The sequence below is a fragment of the Craurococcus roseus genome (genome assembly GCF_039523795.1).
GTDB lineage: Bacteria > Pseudomonadota > Alphaproteobacteria > Acetobacterales > Acetobacteraceae > Craurococcus > Craurococcus roseus.
The window spans coordinates 1-13208 of record NZ_BAAAFZ010000012.1 but is presented as its reverse complement, the minus strand read 5'-3'; the positions used below and the strand labels follow the sequence as shown (position 1 = coordinate 13208).

The 13208-nt window shown below is 68.9% G+C and carries 9 protein-coding genes; all 9 read left to right on the top strand.

The window, feature by feature from the left end:
• The first annotated feature begins 52 nt into the window (after positions 1–52).
• The 9 genes from ABD067_RS06690 to rpsG all read left to right on the top strand — a co-directional run bounded on the left by ABD067_RS06690 (position 53) and on the right by rpsG (position 13127).
• Positions 53–586 (top strand): TetR/AcrR family transcriptional regulator, encoded by a 534-nt coding sequence (locus ABD067_RS06690; protein ID WP_343894426.1) that lies wholly within the window; start codon positions 53–55, stop codon positions 584–586.
• Between the two features lie 199 nt (positions 587–785).
• Positions 786–1220, top strand: a complete 435-nt coding sequence (rplK, locus tag ABD067_RS06685; RefSeq protein WP_343894425.1) for a 50S ribosomal protein L11 — start codon at positions 786–788, stop codon at positions 1218–1220.
• 4 nt (positions 1221–1224) lie between these two features.
• Entirely contained in the window at positions 1225–1944 is a 720-nt protein-coding gene (rplA, locus tag ABD067_RS06680; protein ID WP_343894424.1) for a 50S ribosomal protein L1, read from the top strand.
• Positions 1945–2293: 349 nt separating this feature from the next.
• Positions 2294–2830, top strand: a complete 537-nt coding sequence (rplJ, locus tag ABD067_RS06675; RefSeq protein WP_343894423.1) for a 50S ribosomal protein L10 — start codon at positions 2294–2296, stop codon at positions 2828–2830.
• An 86-nt stretch (positions 2831–2916) separates the two neighbouring features.
• On the top strand, positions 2917–3297 hold the full coding sequence (rplL, locus tag ABD067_RS06670) for a 50S ribosomal protein L7/L12 (protein WP_343894422.1): 381 nt from the start codon (positions 2917–2919) through the stop codon (positions 3295–3297).
• A gap of 205 nt (positions 3298–3502) precedes the next feature.
• Positions 3503–7684, top strand: a complete 4182-nt coding sequence (gene rpoB, locus ABD067_RS06665; RefSeq protein WP_343894421.1) for a DNA-directed RNA polymerase subunit beta — start codon at positions 3503–3505, stop codon at positions 7682–7684.
• A 106-nt stretch (positions 7685–7790) separates the two neighbouring features.
• The gene (rpoC, locus tag ABD067_RS06660) at positions 7791–11954 is read left to right on the top strand and encodes a DNA-directed RNA polymerase subunit beta' (RefSeq protein ID WP_343894420.1); all 4164 of its coding nucleotides are present in this window, start codon (positions 7791–7793) and stop codon (positions 11952–11954) included.
• Between the two features lie 308 nt (positions 11955–12262).
• Positions 12263–12634: a 30S ribosomal protein S12 gene (gene rpsL / locus ABD067_RS06655; protein WP_343894419.1), complete on the top strand. Its 372-nt coding sequence runs from the start codon at positions 12263–12265 to the stop codon at positions 12632–12634.
• Positions 12635–12650: 16 nt separating this feature from the next.
• Positions 12651–13127: a 30S ribosomal protein S7 gene (rpsG, locus tag ABD067_RS06650; protein ID WP_343894418.1), complete on the top strand. Its 477-nt coding sequence runs from the start codon at positions 12651–12653 to the stop codon at positions 13125–13127.
• Positions 13128–13208: the final 81 nt, after the last annotated feature.

Sequence of the window (13208 nt, the reverse complement as noted above, 5' to 3'; positions counted from 1 at the left end):
CCTACAACCGCTGCAAAGCCCCAGGAAACGGCCTTCGCAGGCGCGTTCGGCCGTGACCGTGGACGCCATCGTGGAGGCCGCCGTTCGCGTTCTGCTGGCCGAAGGCCACGCGCGGCTGACGACGCGACGGGTGGCCGACGTGGCAGGCGTCTCGGTGGGTTCGCTCTACCAGTACTTCCCGAACCGGCAATCGCTAGTGGCGGAGGTGATCCGCCGCAAGGTGGACGAGGGCGTGCGGTGCCTGGAGGACGCCGCGGCGCGGGCGGACGGCCCGGTTCCGGAGGCGGTCGCGGCGGTGATGGAGGCCTTCGCCGCCGAGAAGCGGCGCGGGCTGGCGCTGACGGCGGCGCTGCGCGGGCCGAAGGCGGAGATGGAGTGGCGCCGGGCGCTCGCGGACGGCGCGCGCCGGGCCGAGGGCGTGCTGGCGGGGCTGCTCGCGCGGATGCTGTCGCGGCCGCTTTCCGCGGCAGAGGCGGCGCGGCTTTCCTTGGCGGTCGCCGGGCTGGAAGGGGCGGTGGCGACGGCGGCGGAGCGCGACCCGCAGGCCTTCGCGGACCCTGGCTTCGGGGCGCTGGACATCGGCTGAGCCGGCCGGGCGCTTGCGCCGAACGGAACGAACGGGCCTTGCCGCTGGACACGCAGCGGCCCGGCCTTTATAGGCCGCCGTCGCCAAGCGGCCCTGGGCGCGAGCCCAGGGCCGCTTGGCGTTGCAGGAACGCGGGAGGCCGGCAGGGTATGCCCGGCCGCTTGGACCGCGGGCCTCTGATTTCCCAGAGGACTAGGGCATGGCCAAGAAGATCACAGGGTACATCAAGCTGCAGATCCCGGCGGGGAAGGCGAACCCGTCGCCGCCGGTGGGCCCGGCGCTCGGCCAGCGCGGCTTGAACATCATGCAGTTCGTGAAGGAGTTCAACGCGGCCACCCAGCAGATGGAGCCGGGGACGCCGACGCCGGTGGTGATCACCGCGTATTCCGACCGTTCGTTCTCCTTCGTCACCAAGACGCCGCCCAACACCTACTTCCTCCTGAAGGCGGCGAAGCTCGACAAGGGCTCGCCGACCACGGGCAAGGCGGCGAACATCGGCCGCGTCACCCGCACGCAGTTGCGGGAGATCGCCGAGGTCAAGATGAAGGACATGAACGCCTACGACGTGGAGGCCGCGGTCCGGATGCTGGCCGGCTCGGCCCGGTCCATGGGCCTCACGGTGGTGGAGGGCTGACGCGATGGCGGCGTCCGTGATCGCCCGCAAGGGCAAGCGCCTCAAGGCCATCTACGCGGCCATCGACCCCGACAAGGTCCAACCGCTGGAGGAGGCGATCCGGCTGGTGAAGGGCAACGCCAAGGCGAAGTTCGACGAGACGATCGAGATCGCCCTGAACCTCGGCGTCGATCCCCGCCACGCGGACCAGATGGTGCGCGGCGTGGTCGGGCTGCCGAACGGCACCGGCAAGTCGGTCCGCGTCGGCGTGTTCGCCCGCGGCGCCAAGGCCGAGGAGGCGCAGGCGGCCGGGGCGGACGTGGTCGGCGCGGACGACCTCGCGGCGGCGGTGCAGGAAGGCAAGATCGAGTTCGACCGCTGCATCGCCACGCCGGACATGATGGCGCTGGTGGGGCGGCTGGGTAAGATCCTCGGCCCGCGCGGCCTGATGCCGAACCCGCGCCTCGGCACCGTGACCATGGACGTGCGCGGCGCCGTCACGGCCGCCAAAGCGGGCCAGGTGGAGTTCCGGGCGGAGAAGGCGGGCATCGTCCACGCCGGCATCGGCAAGGCGTCGTTCGACGAAGCCAAGTTGCTGGAGAACGCGCGCGCCTTCGTGGACGCGATCCAGCGCGCCAAGCCGGCGGGCGCCAAGGGCACCTACCTGAAGAAGGCCGCCGTCAGCTCCTCCATGGGGCCGGGCGTGAAGGTGGACGTGGCGTCGCTGTTGGCGCCGACGGCCTGATCTAGAGGGATACGCCCGCCCCCGAGTGGGGCGGGCGGGCAGGGTCTCGCGCCGGCCGAACGGCGGCGCCAGGCCCGAAACCTGTCGGAGACCGCTCGCGGCCGCGGGGGAAGTCCCCCCTTCGGCCTTGAAGGGGCTTAGGCCCCGCCAGCGATAGACGGGGTGCCGAGCGATCCACGGGCCTCGGGGCGAGTGCCGCCCCGGGGTTCGCGCGGCTTGGCGGTCCGGCTTTGACGACAGGCGAACCGGGGTTCGTCGCGGCTGCGGGCGTGTCTCGCGGACGCCGCGAACCCTCGTGCAACCGGTCGCGGCCCTTCCACAAGGCCCCGGCTTACGACGGAGATGGTGTTTGAACCGCGCGGAAAAAGCCGAGTTGATCCAATCCCTCGCCGCGGTGTTCGCCGATACCTCCTTCGTGCTCGTGGGCCAGAACAATGGCCTCACGGTCGCGGCGGTGAGCGATCTGCGGCGCCGCATGAGGACGGCGGGGGCGACCTACAAGGTCGCCAAGAACCGCCTCGCCACCCGCGCCATGGACGGCACCAAATTCCAGGGCATCGCGCCCTTGATGAGGGGACCGACCGCGCTCGCCTGGTCCACGGACCCGGTGGCCGTGGCGAAGACCGCCGTGGACTTCGCCAAGATCAACGAGAAGTTCGTGATCCTCGGCGGGGCGCTGGGGGCGCAGACGCTCAACCCCGACGGGGTGAAGGCGCTGGCCGAACTGCCCTCCCTCGAAACGTTGCGGGCGCAGCTCCTGGGCCTGATCCAGACCCCGGCGACGCGCATCGCCGGCGTGCTGCAAGCGCCTGGCTCGCAACTGGCGCGGGTGTTCAGCGCCTTCGCCAAGAAAGACGCGGCGGAAGGCGGGGCCGAGGCGGCCTGAACCGGAAACCGAGACAACCCCCCGCCGAGCCGGCGAGGGGAGTTGCAAACCACAAGTCAAGCGATTAAATCACGGAGCACACGCACATGGCCGATCTTGCGAAGCTGGTGGACGAACTGTCCTCCCTGACCGTCTTGGAGGCTGCTGACCTCTCCAAGATGCTGGAGGAAAAGTGGGGCGTCTCCGCCGCCGCTCCCGTCGCGGTTGCAGCCGCGCCCGGCGCGGCTGCCGCGGCGGCCGCCCCTGCCGAGGAGAAGACGGAGTTCACCGTCGTCCTGACCAAGGCGGGCGACAAGAAGATCAACGTCATCAAGGAGATCCGCACCATCACCGGCCTTGGCCTGAAGGAAGCCAAGGATCTGGTCGAGGGCGCTCCGAAGACGGTCAAGGAAGGTATCAACAAGGACGAGGCGGAGAAGATCCGCAAGGTCCTCGAGGAGAACGGGGCGGCTGTCGAGATCAAGTAAGGCCGCTTCACCGGCCCCGGGCAGAGCGGCCGGGGCCGGACACTAGATTGGACGGCACGGACGGGGCCTCCCGACGGGAGGTGCCGTCCGTGTTGTCGTTCCCGTGCCCGATCGAGCGCCTGGCGGGGCGCCTCGGGCCGGGCATCGGATGGGCGCACAGCGACGCCCGGCCGGCTTGGCCGGGCGATGGGGGCACGAGACAGGCATGAACGCTATCACAAAGTCGTTCACCGGAAGCAAGCGCATTCGTAAGAGCTTCGGGCGGCTGCCCGAGGTGGCGCCGATGCCGAACCTCATCGACGTGCAACGCGCATCCTACGAAGCCTTCCTCCAGATGGAGGTCAACCCGGACGCCCGGGCCCAGGCCGGGTTGCAGGAGGTGTTCAAGGGCGTCTTCCCGATCGACGACTTCGCGGGCCGCGGCCGGCTGGAATTCGTCCAGTACGAGTTGGAAGAGCCGAAGTACGACGTGGAGGAGTGCATCCAGCGCGGCCTGACCTTCGCCGCCCCGCTCAAGGTGCGGCTGCGCCTGATCGTCTGGGACGTGGACGAGGACACCGGCAGCCGTTCAGTCCGCGACATCAAGGAGCAGGACGTCTACATGGGCGACATGCCGCTCATGACGGAGAACGGCACCTTCATCATCAACGGCACCGAACGCGTCATCGTCTCGCAGATGCACCGCTCGCCGGGCGTGTTCTTCGACCACGACAAGGGCAAGACGCACTCCTCCGGCAAGTACCTCTTCGCCGCGCGCGTGATCCCCTACCGCGGCTCGTGGCTCGACTTCGAGTTCGACGCCAAGGACATCTGCTACGTCCGCATTGACCGCAAGCGGAAGCTGCCTGCCACCACCCTGCTGCTCGCGCTCGACAGCGAGCGGACGGCGGCGCTGCGCCTGGAGCGCGGCGCGCAGGCGCTGGAGCCGGCCGAGGTGCGCGGCATGGACGCCGAGGAGATCCTCGCCGCGTTCTACGGCCAAGTGACCTTCACGCGCGGCCCCAAGGGCTGGAGCCGGCCGTTCGACCCCGATTCGTTCCGCGGCGTGAAGCTGTCGGAGCCGCTGGTGGACGCCCGCTCCGGCGAGGTGGTGGCCGACAAGGACGTCAAAATGACGCCGCGCGCCGCCCGCAAGATCGCCGAGGGCGGCACCACCGAAGTGCTGGTCGGCCGCGCCGACCTCCTGGGCCGCTACGTGGCCGAGGAGCTGGTGGACATGCAGACCGGCGAGATCTGGGCCGAGGCCGGCGAGGAGTTGACCGAGGCCAAGCTCGCCGTCATCGAGCAGGCCGGGCTGGACCGGCTGCCGACGCTGGCGATCGACCAATCCGTCGGGCCCTGGATCCGCAACACGTTGGCGGTGGACAAGAACACCACCCGCGACGACGCGCTGATGGACATCTACCGCGTCATGCGCCCGGGCGAGCCGCCGACGCTGGAGACGGCCGAGACGCTGTTCCGCGGCCTGTTCTTCGACCCCGAGCGCTACGACCTCTCCTCCGTCGGCCGGGTGAAGATGAACATGCGGCTCGGCTTCGCCGCCGATGAGGTGCCGGACACCATCCGCACGCTGCGCAAGCAGGACATCGTGGCGACGATGCGCGTCCTGCTCGAACTCAAGGACGGGCGCGGCCAGATCGACGACATCGACAACCTCGGCAACCGCCGGGTGCGCTCGGTCGGCGAGCTGATGGAGAACCAGTACCGCGTCGGCCTGCTGCGCATGGAGCGCGCGATCAAGGAGCGCATGGGGTCGGTGGACATCGACACCGTGATGCCGCACGACCTGATCAACGCGAAGCCGGCGGCGGCGGCGGTGCGGGAGTTCTTCGGCTCCTCGCAGCTCTCGCAGTTCATGGACCAGACCAACCCGCTCTCAGAGGTGACGCACAAGCGCCGCCTCTCGGCGCTCGGCCCGGGCGGCCTGACGCGCGAGCGCGCGGGCTTCGAGGTGCGCGACGTGCACCCGACGCACTACGGCCGCATCTGCCCGATCGAGACGCCGGAGGGGCCGAACATCGGCCTCATCAACTCGCTCGCCACCTTCGCCAAGGTGAACAAGTACGGCTTCATCGAGACGCCGTACCGCTTGGTCAAGGACGGCAAGATCGTCGGCGACCCGCGCTACCTCTCCGCCATGGAGGAGGAGCGGCTGGTGGTGGCGCAGGCGGACGCGGAGGTGGACGCCGACACCGGCGAGTTCCGCTCCGAGCTGGTTTCCGTGCGCCAGGGCGGCGACTTCCGGCTGGCCAAGCCCGAGGAGGTGACGGCGATCGACGTGTCGCCGAAGCAGCTCGTCTCGGTGGCGGCGGCGCTGATCCCGTTCCTGGAGAACGACGACGCCAACCGGGCGCTGATGGGCTCCAACATGCAGCGGCAAGCGGTGCCGCTGGTGCAGGCCGACGCGCCGCTGGTGGGCACCGGCATGGAGGCAGCTGTGGCGCGCGACTCGGGCGCCACCATCGTGGCCCGGCGCGACGGCGTCATCGACTCGATCGACGGCGCGCGCATCGTGGTGCGGGCAACCGGCGAGGACGGCACGACGCGCGGCGTGGACATCTACCGGCTGCGCAAGTTCCAGCGCTCCAACCAGAGCACCTGCATCAACCAGCGGCCGCTGGTGAAGGTGGGCGACGCGGTGCGCGCCGGCGACATCATCGCCGACGGGCCCTCGACGGAGCTGGGCGAACTGGCGCTGGGGCGGAACGTGCTGTGCGCGTTCATGCCCTGGAACGGCTACAACTTCGAGGATTCGATCCTGATCTCGGAGCGGATCGCGCGGGACGACGTCTTCACCTCGATCCACATCGAGGAATTCGAGGTGATGGCCCGCGACACCAAGCTGGGCCAGGAGGAGATCACCCGCGACATCCCGAACGTCGGCGAGGAAGCGCTGCGCAACCTCGACGAGGCGGGCATCGTCTACATCGGCGCCGAGGTGCAGCCGGGCGACATCCTGGTGGGCAAGGTGACGCCGAAGGGCGAGAGCCCGATGACGCCGGAGGAGAAGCTGCTCCGCGCCATCTTCGGCGAGAAGGCCTCCGACGTGCGCGACACCTCCTTGCGCCTGCCGCCGGGTGTGGCCGGCACCATCGTCGACGTGCGCGTCTTTTCCCGCCGCGGCGTGGACAAGGACGAGCGCGCCATGGCGATCGAGCGCGCCGAGATCGAGCGGCTGGCCAAGGACCGCGACGACGAGAAGTCGATCCAGGAGCGGTCGTTCCACTCCCGGCTGCGGGAGCGGCTGCTGAACCGCAAGGCCAGCGGCGGCTTCAAGGGCGTGAAGGCCGGCACGGTCATCACCGACGAAGTGCTCGACCAATTCGCCAAGGCGACCTGGCGCCAGTTCGGCGTGCAGGACGACGCGGTGATGGCCGAGATCGAGGCGCTGAAGCGCGAGTTCGACGCCGCCATCGAGCGCTTGCAGAAGCGCTTCGAGAGCAAGGTCGAGAAGCTCCAGCGCGGCGACGAGCTGCCGCCCGGCGTGATGAAGATGGTCAAGGTCTTCGTCGCGGTGAAGCGGAAGCTCCAGCCCGGCGACAAGATGGCCGGCCGCCACGGCAACAAGGGCGTGGTCAGCCGCGTGGTGCCGATCGAGGACATGCCGTTCCTGGAGGACGGGCGTCCCGTGGACCTCGTGCTGAACCCGCTCGGCGTGCCCTCGCGCATGAATGTCGGCCAGATCCTGGAAACGCACCTCGGCTGGGCCTGCGCCAACCTCGGCCGCCGGATCGGCGAGCTGGTGGAGGAGTACCGCCGGTCCGGGCGCGCGCGGGACGAGCTGCTCGACCGCCTGCGCGAAGTCTACGGGGAGGACGTGTTCCAGCGCGAGATCGCGCCGATGAGCGAGGAACAGCTCATCGAGCTGTCGGAGAACCTGCGCAAGGGCGTGCCGATCGCAACCCCGGTGTTCGACGGCGCCCGCATGTCCGACATCGAGGGCATGCTGGACCGCGCGGGGCTGGACACCTCGGGGCAGGTGGTGCTGGTGGACGGCCGGTCGGGCGAGCCCTTCGAGCGGAAGGTTACGGTCGGCTACATCTACATGCTGAAGCTGCACCACTTGGTGGACGACAAGATCCACGCGCGTTCCATCGGCCCGTATTCGCTCGTCACCCAGCAGCCGCTGGGCGGCAAGGCGCAGTTCGGCGGCCAGCGCTTCGGCGAGATGGAGGTGTGGGCCCTGGAGGCCTACGGCGCCGCCTACACCTTGCAGGAGATGCTGACGGTGAAGTCCGACGACGTGTCCGGCCGCACCAAGGTGTACGAGGCGATCGTGCGCGACCAAGACAACTTCGAGGCGGGCATCCCCGAGTCCTTCAACGTGCTGGTGAAGGAGCTCAAGTCGCTCGGCTTGAACGTGGACCTCGAGAACCGCGGCGACTGAAGCGCGCCGCCGACCGACCGGCGCCCGGGGTCCCCGCCCCGGGCCGCCGCACACTTTTTCCGCGCCGTCCGTTCCCGGGCGGCGGGCTGGACGGCAAAGGACGGCCATGAACGAGCTTATGAAGATCCTCGGCCAGACGGGTCAGGCCGTGACGTTCGATCAGATCAAGATCTCGATCGCGTCCCCGGAGCAGATCCGTTCCTGGTCTTACGGCGAGATCAAGAAGCCTGAGACGATCAACTACCGCACATTCAAGCCGGAGCGGGACGGGCTGTTCTGCGCCCGCATCTTCGGCCCGATCAAGGACTACGAGTGCCTGTGCGGCAAGTACAAGCGGATGAAGTTCCGCGGCATCATTTGCGAGAAGTGCGGCGTGGAGGTCACGCTGGCAAAGGTGCGCCGTGAGCGCATGGGCCACATCGAACTGGCCTCGCCGGTGGCGCACATCTGGTTCATGAAGTCGCTGCCCTCGCGCGTCGGCCTGATGGTCGACATGTCGCTGAAGGAGCTCGAGAAGGTCCTCTACTTCGAGTCCTACGTGGTGCTGGAGCCGGGCCTGACGGACCTGAAGCTGCACCAGCTCCTGACCGAAGACCAGTACCAGACCAAGATGGACGAATTCGGCGAGGACGCGTTCAGCGTCGGCATCGGCGCCGAAGCGGTCAAGCAGATGCTGTCCGGCATCGAGGCCGGCAAGGACGCCGTGCGCCTGCGAGCCGAGCTGAAGGAGACCACCTCCGAGGCGAAGCGGAAGAAGCTCGTCAAGCGCCTCAAGATCATCGAGGCCTTCGCCGAGAGCGGCGCGCGGCCGGACTGGATGATCCTCAACGTCATCCCGGTGATCCCGCCCGAGCTGCGCCCGCTGGTGCCGCTGGACGGCGGCCGCTTCGCGACCTCCGACCTCAACGACCTGTACCGCCGCGTCATCAACCGGAACAACCGCCTGAAGCGCCTGATCGAGCTGCGCGCGCCGGACATCATCGTGCGCAACGAGAAGCGCATGCTGCAGGAGGCGGTGGACGCGCTGTTCGACAACGGCCGCCGCGGCCGCGCGATCACGGGCGCCAACAAGCGCCCGCTGAAGTCGCTGTCCGACATGCTGAAAGGCAAGCAGGGCCGGTTCCGGCAGAACCTGCTCGGCAAGCGCGTGGACTACTCGGGCCGCTCGGTCATCGTGGTCGGGCCCGAGCTGAAGCTGCACCAGTGCGGGCTGCCGAAGAAGATGGCGTTGGAGCTGTTCAAGCCCTTCATCTACTCGAAGCTCGAGAAGTACGGCCACGCCACCACCATCAAGGCCGCGAAGCGGATGGTGGAGAAGGAGCGGCCGGAGGTGTGGGACATCCTCGAGGAGGTGATCCGCGAGCACCCGGTGCTGCTGAACCGGGCGCCGACGCTGCACCGGCTGGGCATCCAGGCCTTCGAGCCGGTGCTGGTGGAGGGCAAGGCGATCCAGCTCCACCCGCTGGTCTGCACCGCCTTCAACGCCGACTTCGACGGCGACCAGATGGCCGTCCACGTGCCGCTGAGCCTCGAGGCGCAGTTGGAAGCGCGCGTGCTGATGATGTCCACCAACAACATCCTCAGCCCGGCGAACGGCAAGCCGATCATCGTGCCTAGCCAGGACATCGTGCTCGGGCTCTACTACCTGAGCCTGGAGACGCCCGAGTTCGCGGCTGCCGAGGAGAAGGACGCGCCGGCCTTCGCCGACATGGGCGAGATCGAGCAGGCGCTCGCCCATGGCCTGCTGAAGATCCACCAGAAGATCCGGCTGCGGCACAAGGCGGCTGGCCCCGACGGCGCCGTGTCCATGCAGCGGGCGGTGACGACGCCGGGGCGCGCGATGATGGCGCAGCTCCTGCCGCTGCACCCGAACCTGCCCTTCTCGCTGGTCAACAAGCAGTTGACCAAGAAGAGCATCTCCGACGTCATCGACGCGGTGTACCGCCACTGCGGCCAGAAGGAGAGCGTGATCTTCGCCGACCGGCTGATGAGCCTCGGCTTCCGGCACGCGGCCAAGGCGGGCATCTCCTTCGGCAAGGACGATATGGTGATCCCGGCCGAGAAGCCGGAGATGATCGCGCGCATCAAGGACGAGGTGAAGGAGTTCGAGCAGCAGTACCTCGACGGCCTGATCACCGCCGGCGAGCGCTACAACAAGGTGGTGGACGCTTGGTCGCGCTGCACGGACGAGGTGGCGTCCGCGATGATGCGCGAGATCTCCAAGCAGGAGGCCGGCGTCCCCACCAACAGCGTGTGGATGATGTCGCACTCCGGCGCCCGCGGCTCGCCGGCGCAGATGCGCCAGCTCGCCGGCATGCGCGGCTTGATGGCCAAGCCCTCGGGCGAGATCATCGAGCAGCCGATCATCGCCAACTTCAAGGAAGGCCTATCCGTGCTGGAGTACTTCAACTCCACCCACGGCGCCCGCAAGGGCTTGGCCGACACGGCGCTGAAGACGGCGAACTCCGGCTACCTCACCCGCCGGTTGGTGGACGTGGCGCAGGACTGCATCATCGTCGAGAACGATTGCGGCACGGAGCGCGGCATCACCGTGCGCGCGGTGATGGACGGCGGCGAGGTGGTGTCCTCGCTGTCCGAGCGCATCCTCGGCCGGACCACACAGCGCGAGGTGCTGGACCCGGCGACGGGCGAGTTGGTCCTGCCGCGCAACACGCCGGTGGACGAGGTGGCGGCCGAGCGCGTCGAGCGGGCGGGCGTGGAGGAGGTCTACATCCGCTCCGTCCTGACCTGCGACGCGCGATCGGGCGTGTGCGGCCTTTGCTACGGCCGCGACTTGGCGCGGGGCACGCCGGTCAACGTCGGCGAGGCGGTGGGCGTGATCGCCGCGCAGTCCATCGGCGAGCCGGGCACCCAGCTCACCATGCGGACCTTCCACATCGGCGGCGCGGCGCAGCGCGGCGCGGAGCAGTCGGCGGTGGAGGCGACCTCGGACGGCACGGTGAAGATCGTCAACCGCAACGTCGTGGCCAACAGCCAGGGCGTGCCGGTGGTGATGAGCCGCAACTGCGAGATCGTGCTGTACGACGCCGCCGGGCGGGAGCGCGCGCGGTACCGCGTGCCCTACGGCGCGCGGCTGCTGACCGAGGAGAACGCGCAGGTCACGCGCACCCAGAAGCTGGCGGAGTGGGACCCGTTCACCTTGCCGATCATCACCGAGCGGTCGGGCACGGTGGAGTACGCCGACCTGATCGACGGCGTGAACTTCTTCGAGGAGACGGACCCGGTCACGGGCCTGTCTTCCCGGGTGGTACGCGAGCCGGTGGAGCGGGCGAAGAACGTCAACCTCCGCCCGCGCATCCTGCTGCGCGGAGCGGGCAACGAGGGCGTCACGCAGTACTTCCTACAGCCGGCCTCGGTGCTCAACGTCGACGCCGGGGCCACGGTCCACGCCGGCGACGTGCTGGCGCGGCTGCCGCGCGAGTCGTCCAAGACCCGCGACATCACGGGCGGCCTGCCGCGCGTGGCGGAGCTGTTCGAGGCGCGGCGCCCGAAGGACCACGCCATCATCAGCGACGTGGACGGGCGCGTGGAGTTCGGCAAGGACTACAAGGCCAAGCGCCGCGTGCTGGTAGTGCCGGAGCAGGTCGGCGACGAGCAGCCGACGCCGCGCGAGTACTTGGTGCCGAAGGGCAAGCACGTCTCGGTGCAGGAAGGCGACTACGTGAAGGCCGGCGACCCGCTGGTGGACGGCCCGCGCGTGCCGCACGACATCCTGCGCGTGCTGGGCGTGGAGGCGCTGGCGAATTACCTCGTCAACGAGATCCAGGACGTCTACCGGCTACAGGGCGTGAAGATCAACGACAAGCACATCGAGGTCATCGTCCGCCAGATGCTGCAGAAGGTGGAGATCCTCGATCCGGGCGACACGACCTTCCTGGTCGGGGAACAGGTGGACCGCATCGAGTACGACATCGAGAACGACAAGCGCATCGAAGCGAAGGAGCGGCCGGCGCGGGCCGAGCCGGTGCTGCAGGGCATCACCAAGGCGAGCCTACAGACCAACTCCTTCATCTCGGCGGCTTCGTTCCAGGAGACGACGCGGGTGCTCACCGAGGCGGCGGTGTCCGGCAAGGTGGACACGCTGGGAGGCCTGAAGGAGAACGTCATCGTCGGGCGCTTGATCCCGGCCGGGACGGGCTCGGTGATGAACCGCCTGCGGGCGCTGGCCGCGCAACGCGACCGCGGCCGCATCCCTGCGGCGCAGCCGGCGCTGCCGGACGCGGAGGAGAAGCCCCAGGCGGCCGAGTAGGGCCGGCTTGAAAAACGGAAGCCGGGCCGGGCGCTGGAAGCGCCCGGCCCGGTCCAATTTAACGCCATAGCCTCGCTTGACTCCCCTGAGTCCGGGGAGTACATGCCCGCCCTCGGCCGGGACGCCATTCCGCGCTCCGGGCCGGGTGTTTGATCGCAAAGCTGCGGCGCCGGTGCCGTGCCTCCTCCGTGGGGGCGACTCAGGCCGGGGTCAGTCGTGGGGCCCGCGGGCGCGCTATTGAGCGTGCTGTCGCGGGCGCAGCGGCTTTCGCGGTGGCGGGACAGACAGGACGTTCGAGAAAGGCCGTCATGCCGACGATCAACCAACTCATCGCGCAAGGGCGCGAGCCGAACGCGAAGCGCAACAAGGTCCCTGCCTTGGAGGGCTGCCCGCAGAAGCGGGGCGTTTGCACGCGCGTCTACACGACGACGCCGAAGAAGCCGAACTCCGCGTTGCGGAAGGTCGCTAAGGTGCGCCTGACGAACGGCTACGAGGTGGTGAGCTACATCCCGGGCGAGGGCCACAACCTACAGGAGCACTCGGTGGTGCTGATCCGGGGCGGCCGCGTGAAGGACCTTCCGGGCGTCCGCTACCACATCCTGCGCGGCGTGCTGGACACGCAGGGCATCGCCAAGCGGCGCCAGCGGCGTTCGCTTTACGGCGCCAAGCGGCCGAAGTGAGGGGGAGGGGCACCTAATGTCTCGTCGCCACAAGGCCGAAAAGCGCGAAGTCCTGCCGGACCCGAAGTTCGGCGATGCCGTGCTCAGCCGCTTCATGAATGTGCTCATGTACGACGGCAAGAAGAGCACCGCCGAGCGCATTGTTTATGCCGCGATGGACACCATCAAGCGGCGCATGGGCCAGAACGCCGATCCGTTGCGCGCCTTCCACGAGGCGATGGACAACGTGAAGCCGGCCGTGGAGGTGCGGAGCCGCCGCGTGGGCGGCGCCACCTACCAGGTGCCGGTGGAGGTCCGCCCGGAGCGGCGGCAGGCCCTCGCTATCCGCTGGCTGATCGAGTCCGCCCGCAAGCGCGGCGAGAACACGATGGAGGAGCGGCTGTCCGGCGAGCTGATGGACGCGGCCAACAACCGCGGCGCCGCCGTGAAGAAGCGCGAAGACACGCACCGGATGGCGGAGGCCAACAAGGCCTTCAGCCACTACCGCTGGTAAACATCAGGCCCGACTGGGGACGACGACAATGGCGAAGGCGAAGTTCGAGCGGACGAAGCCGCACTGCAACATCGGGACGAT

What these genes read in the sequence shown, in the direction of transcription:
- rplK (WP_343894425.1), top strand. Translation starts at nt 786, where the DNA reads ATGGCCAAGAAGATCACAGGGTACATCAAGCTGCAGATCCCGGCGGGG.
- rplA (WP_343894424.1), top strand. Translation starts at nt 1,225, where the DNA reads ATGGCGGCGTCCGTGATCGCCCGCAAGGGCAAGCGCCTCAAGGCCATC.
- rplL (WP_343894422.1), top strand. Translation starts at nt 2,917, where the DNA reads ATGGCCGATCTTGCGAAGCTGGTGGACGAACTGTCCTCCCTGACCGTC.
- rpoB (WP_343894421.1), top strand. Translation starts at nt 3,503, where the DNA reads ATGAACGCTATCACAAAGTCGTTCACCGGAAGCAAGCGCATTCGTAAG.
- rpoC (WP_343894420.1), top strand. Translation starts at nt 7,791, where the DNA reads ATGAACGAGCTTATGAAGATCCTCGGCCAGACGGGTCAGGCCGTGACG.
- rpsL (WP_343894419.1), top strand. Translation starts at nt 12,263, where the DNA reads ATGCCGACGATCAACCAACTCATCGCGCAAGGGCGCGAGCCGAACGCG.
- rpsG (WP_343894418.1), top strand. Translation starts at nt 12,651, where the DNA reads ATGTCTCGTCGCCACAAGGCCGAAAAGCGCGAAGTCCTGCCGGACCCG.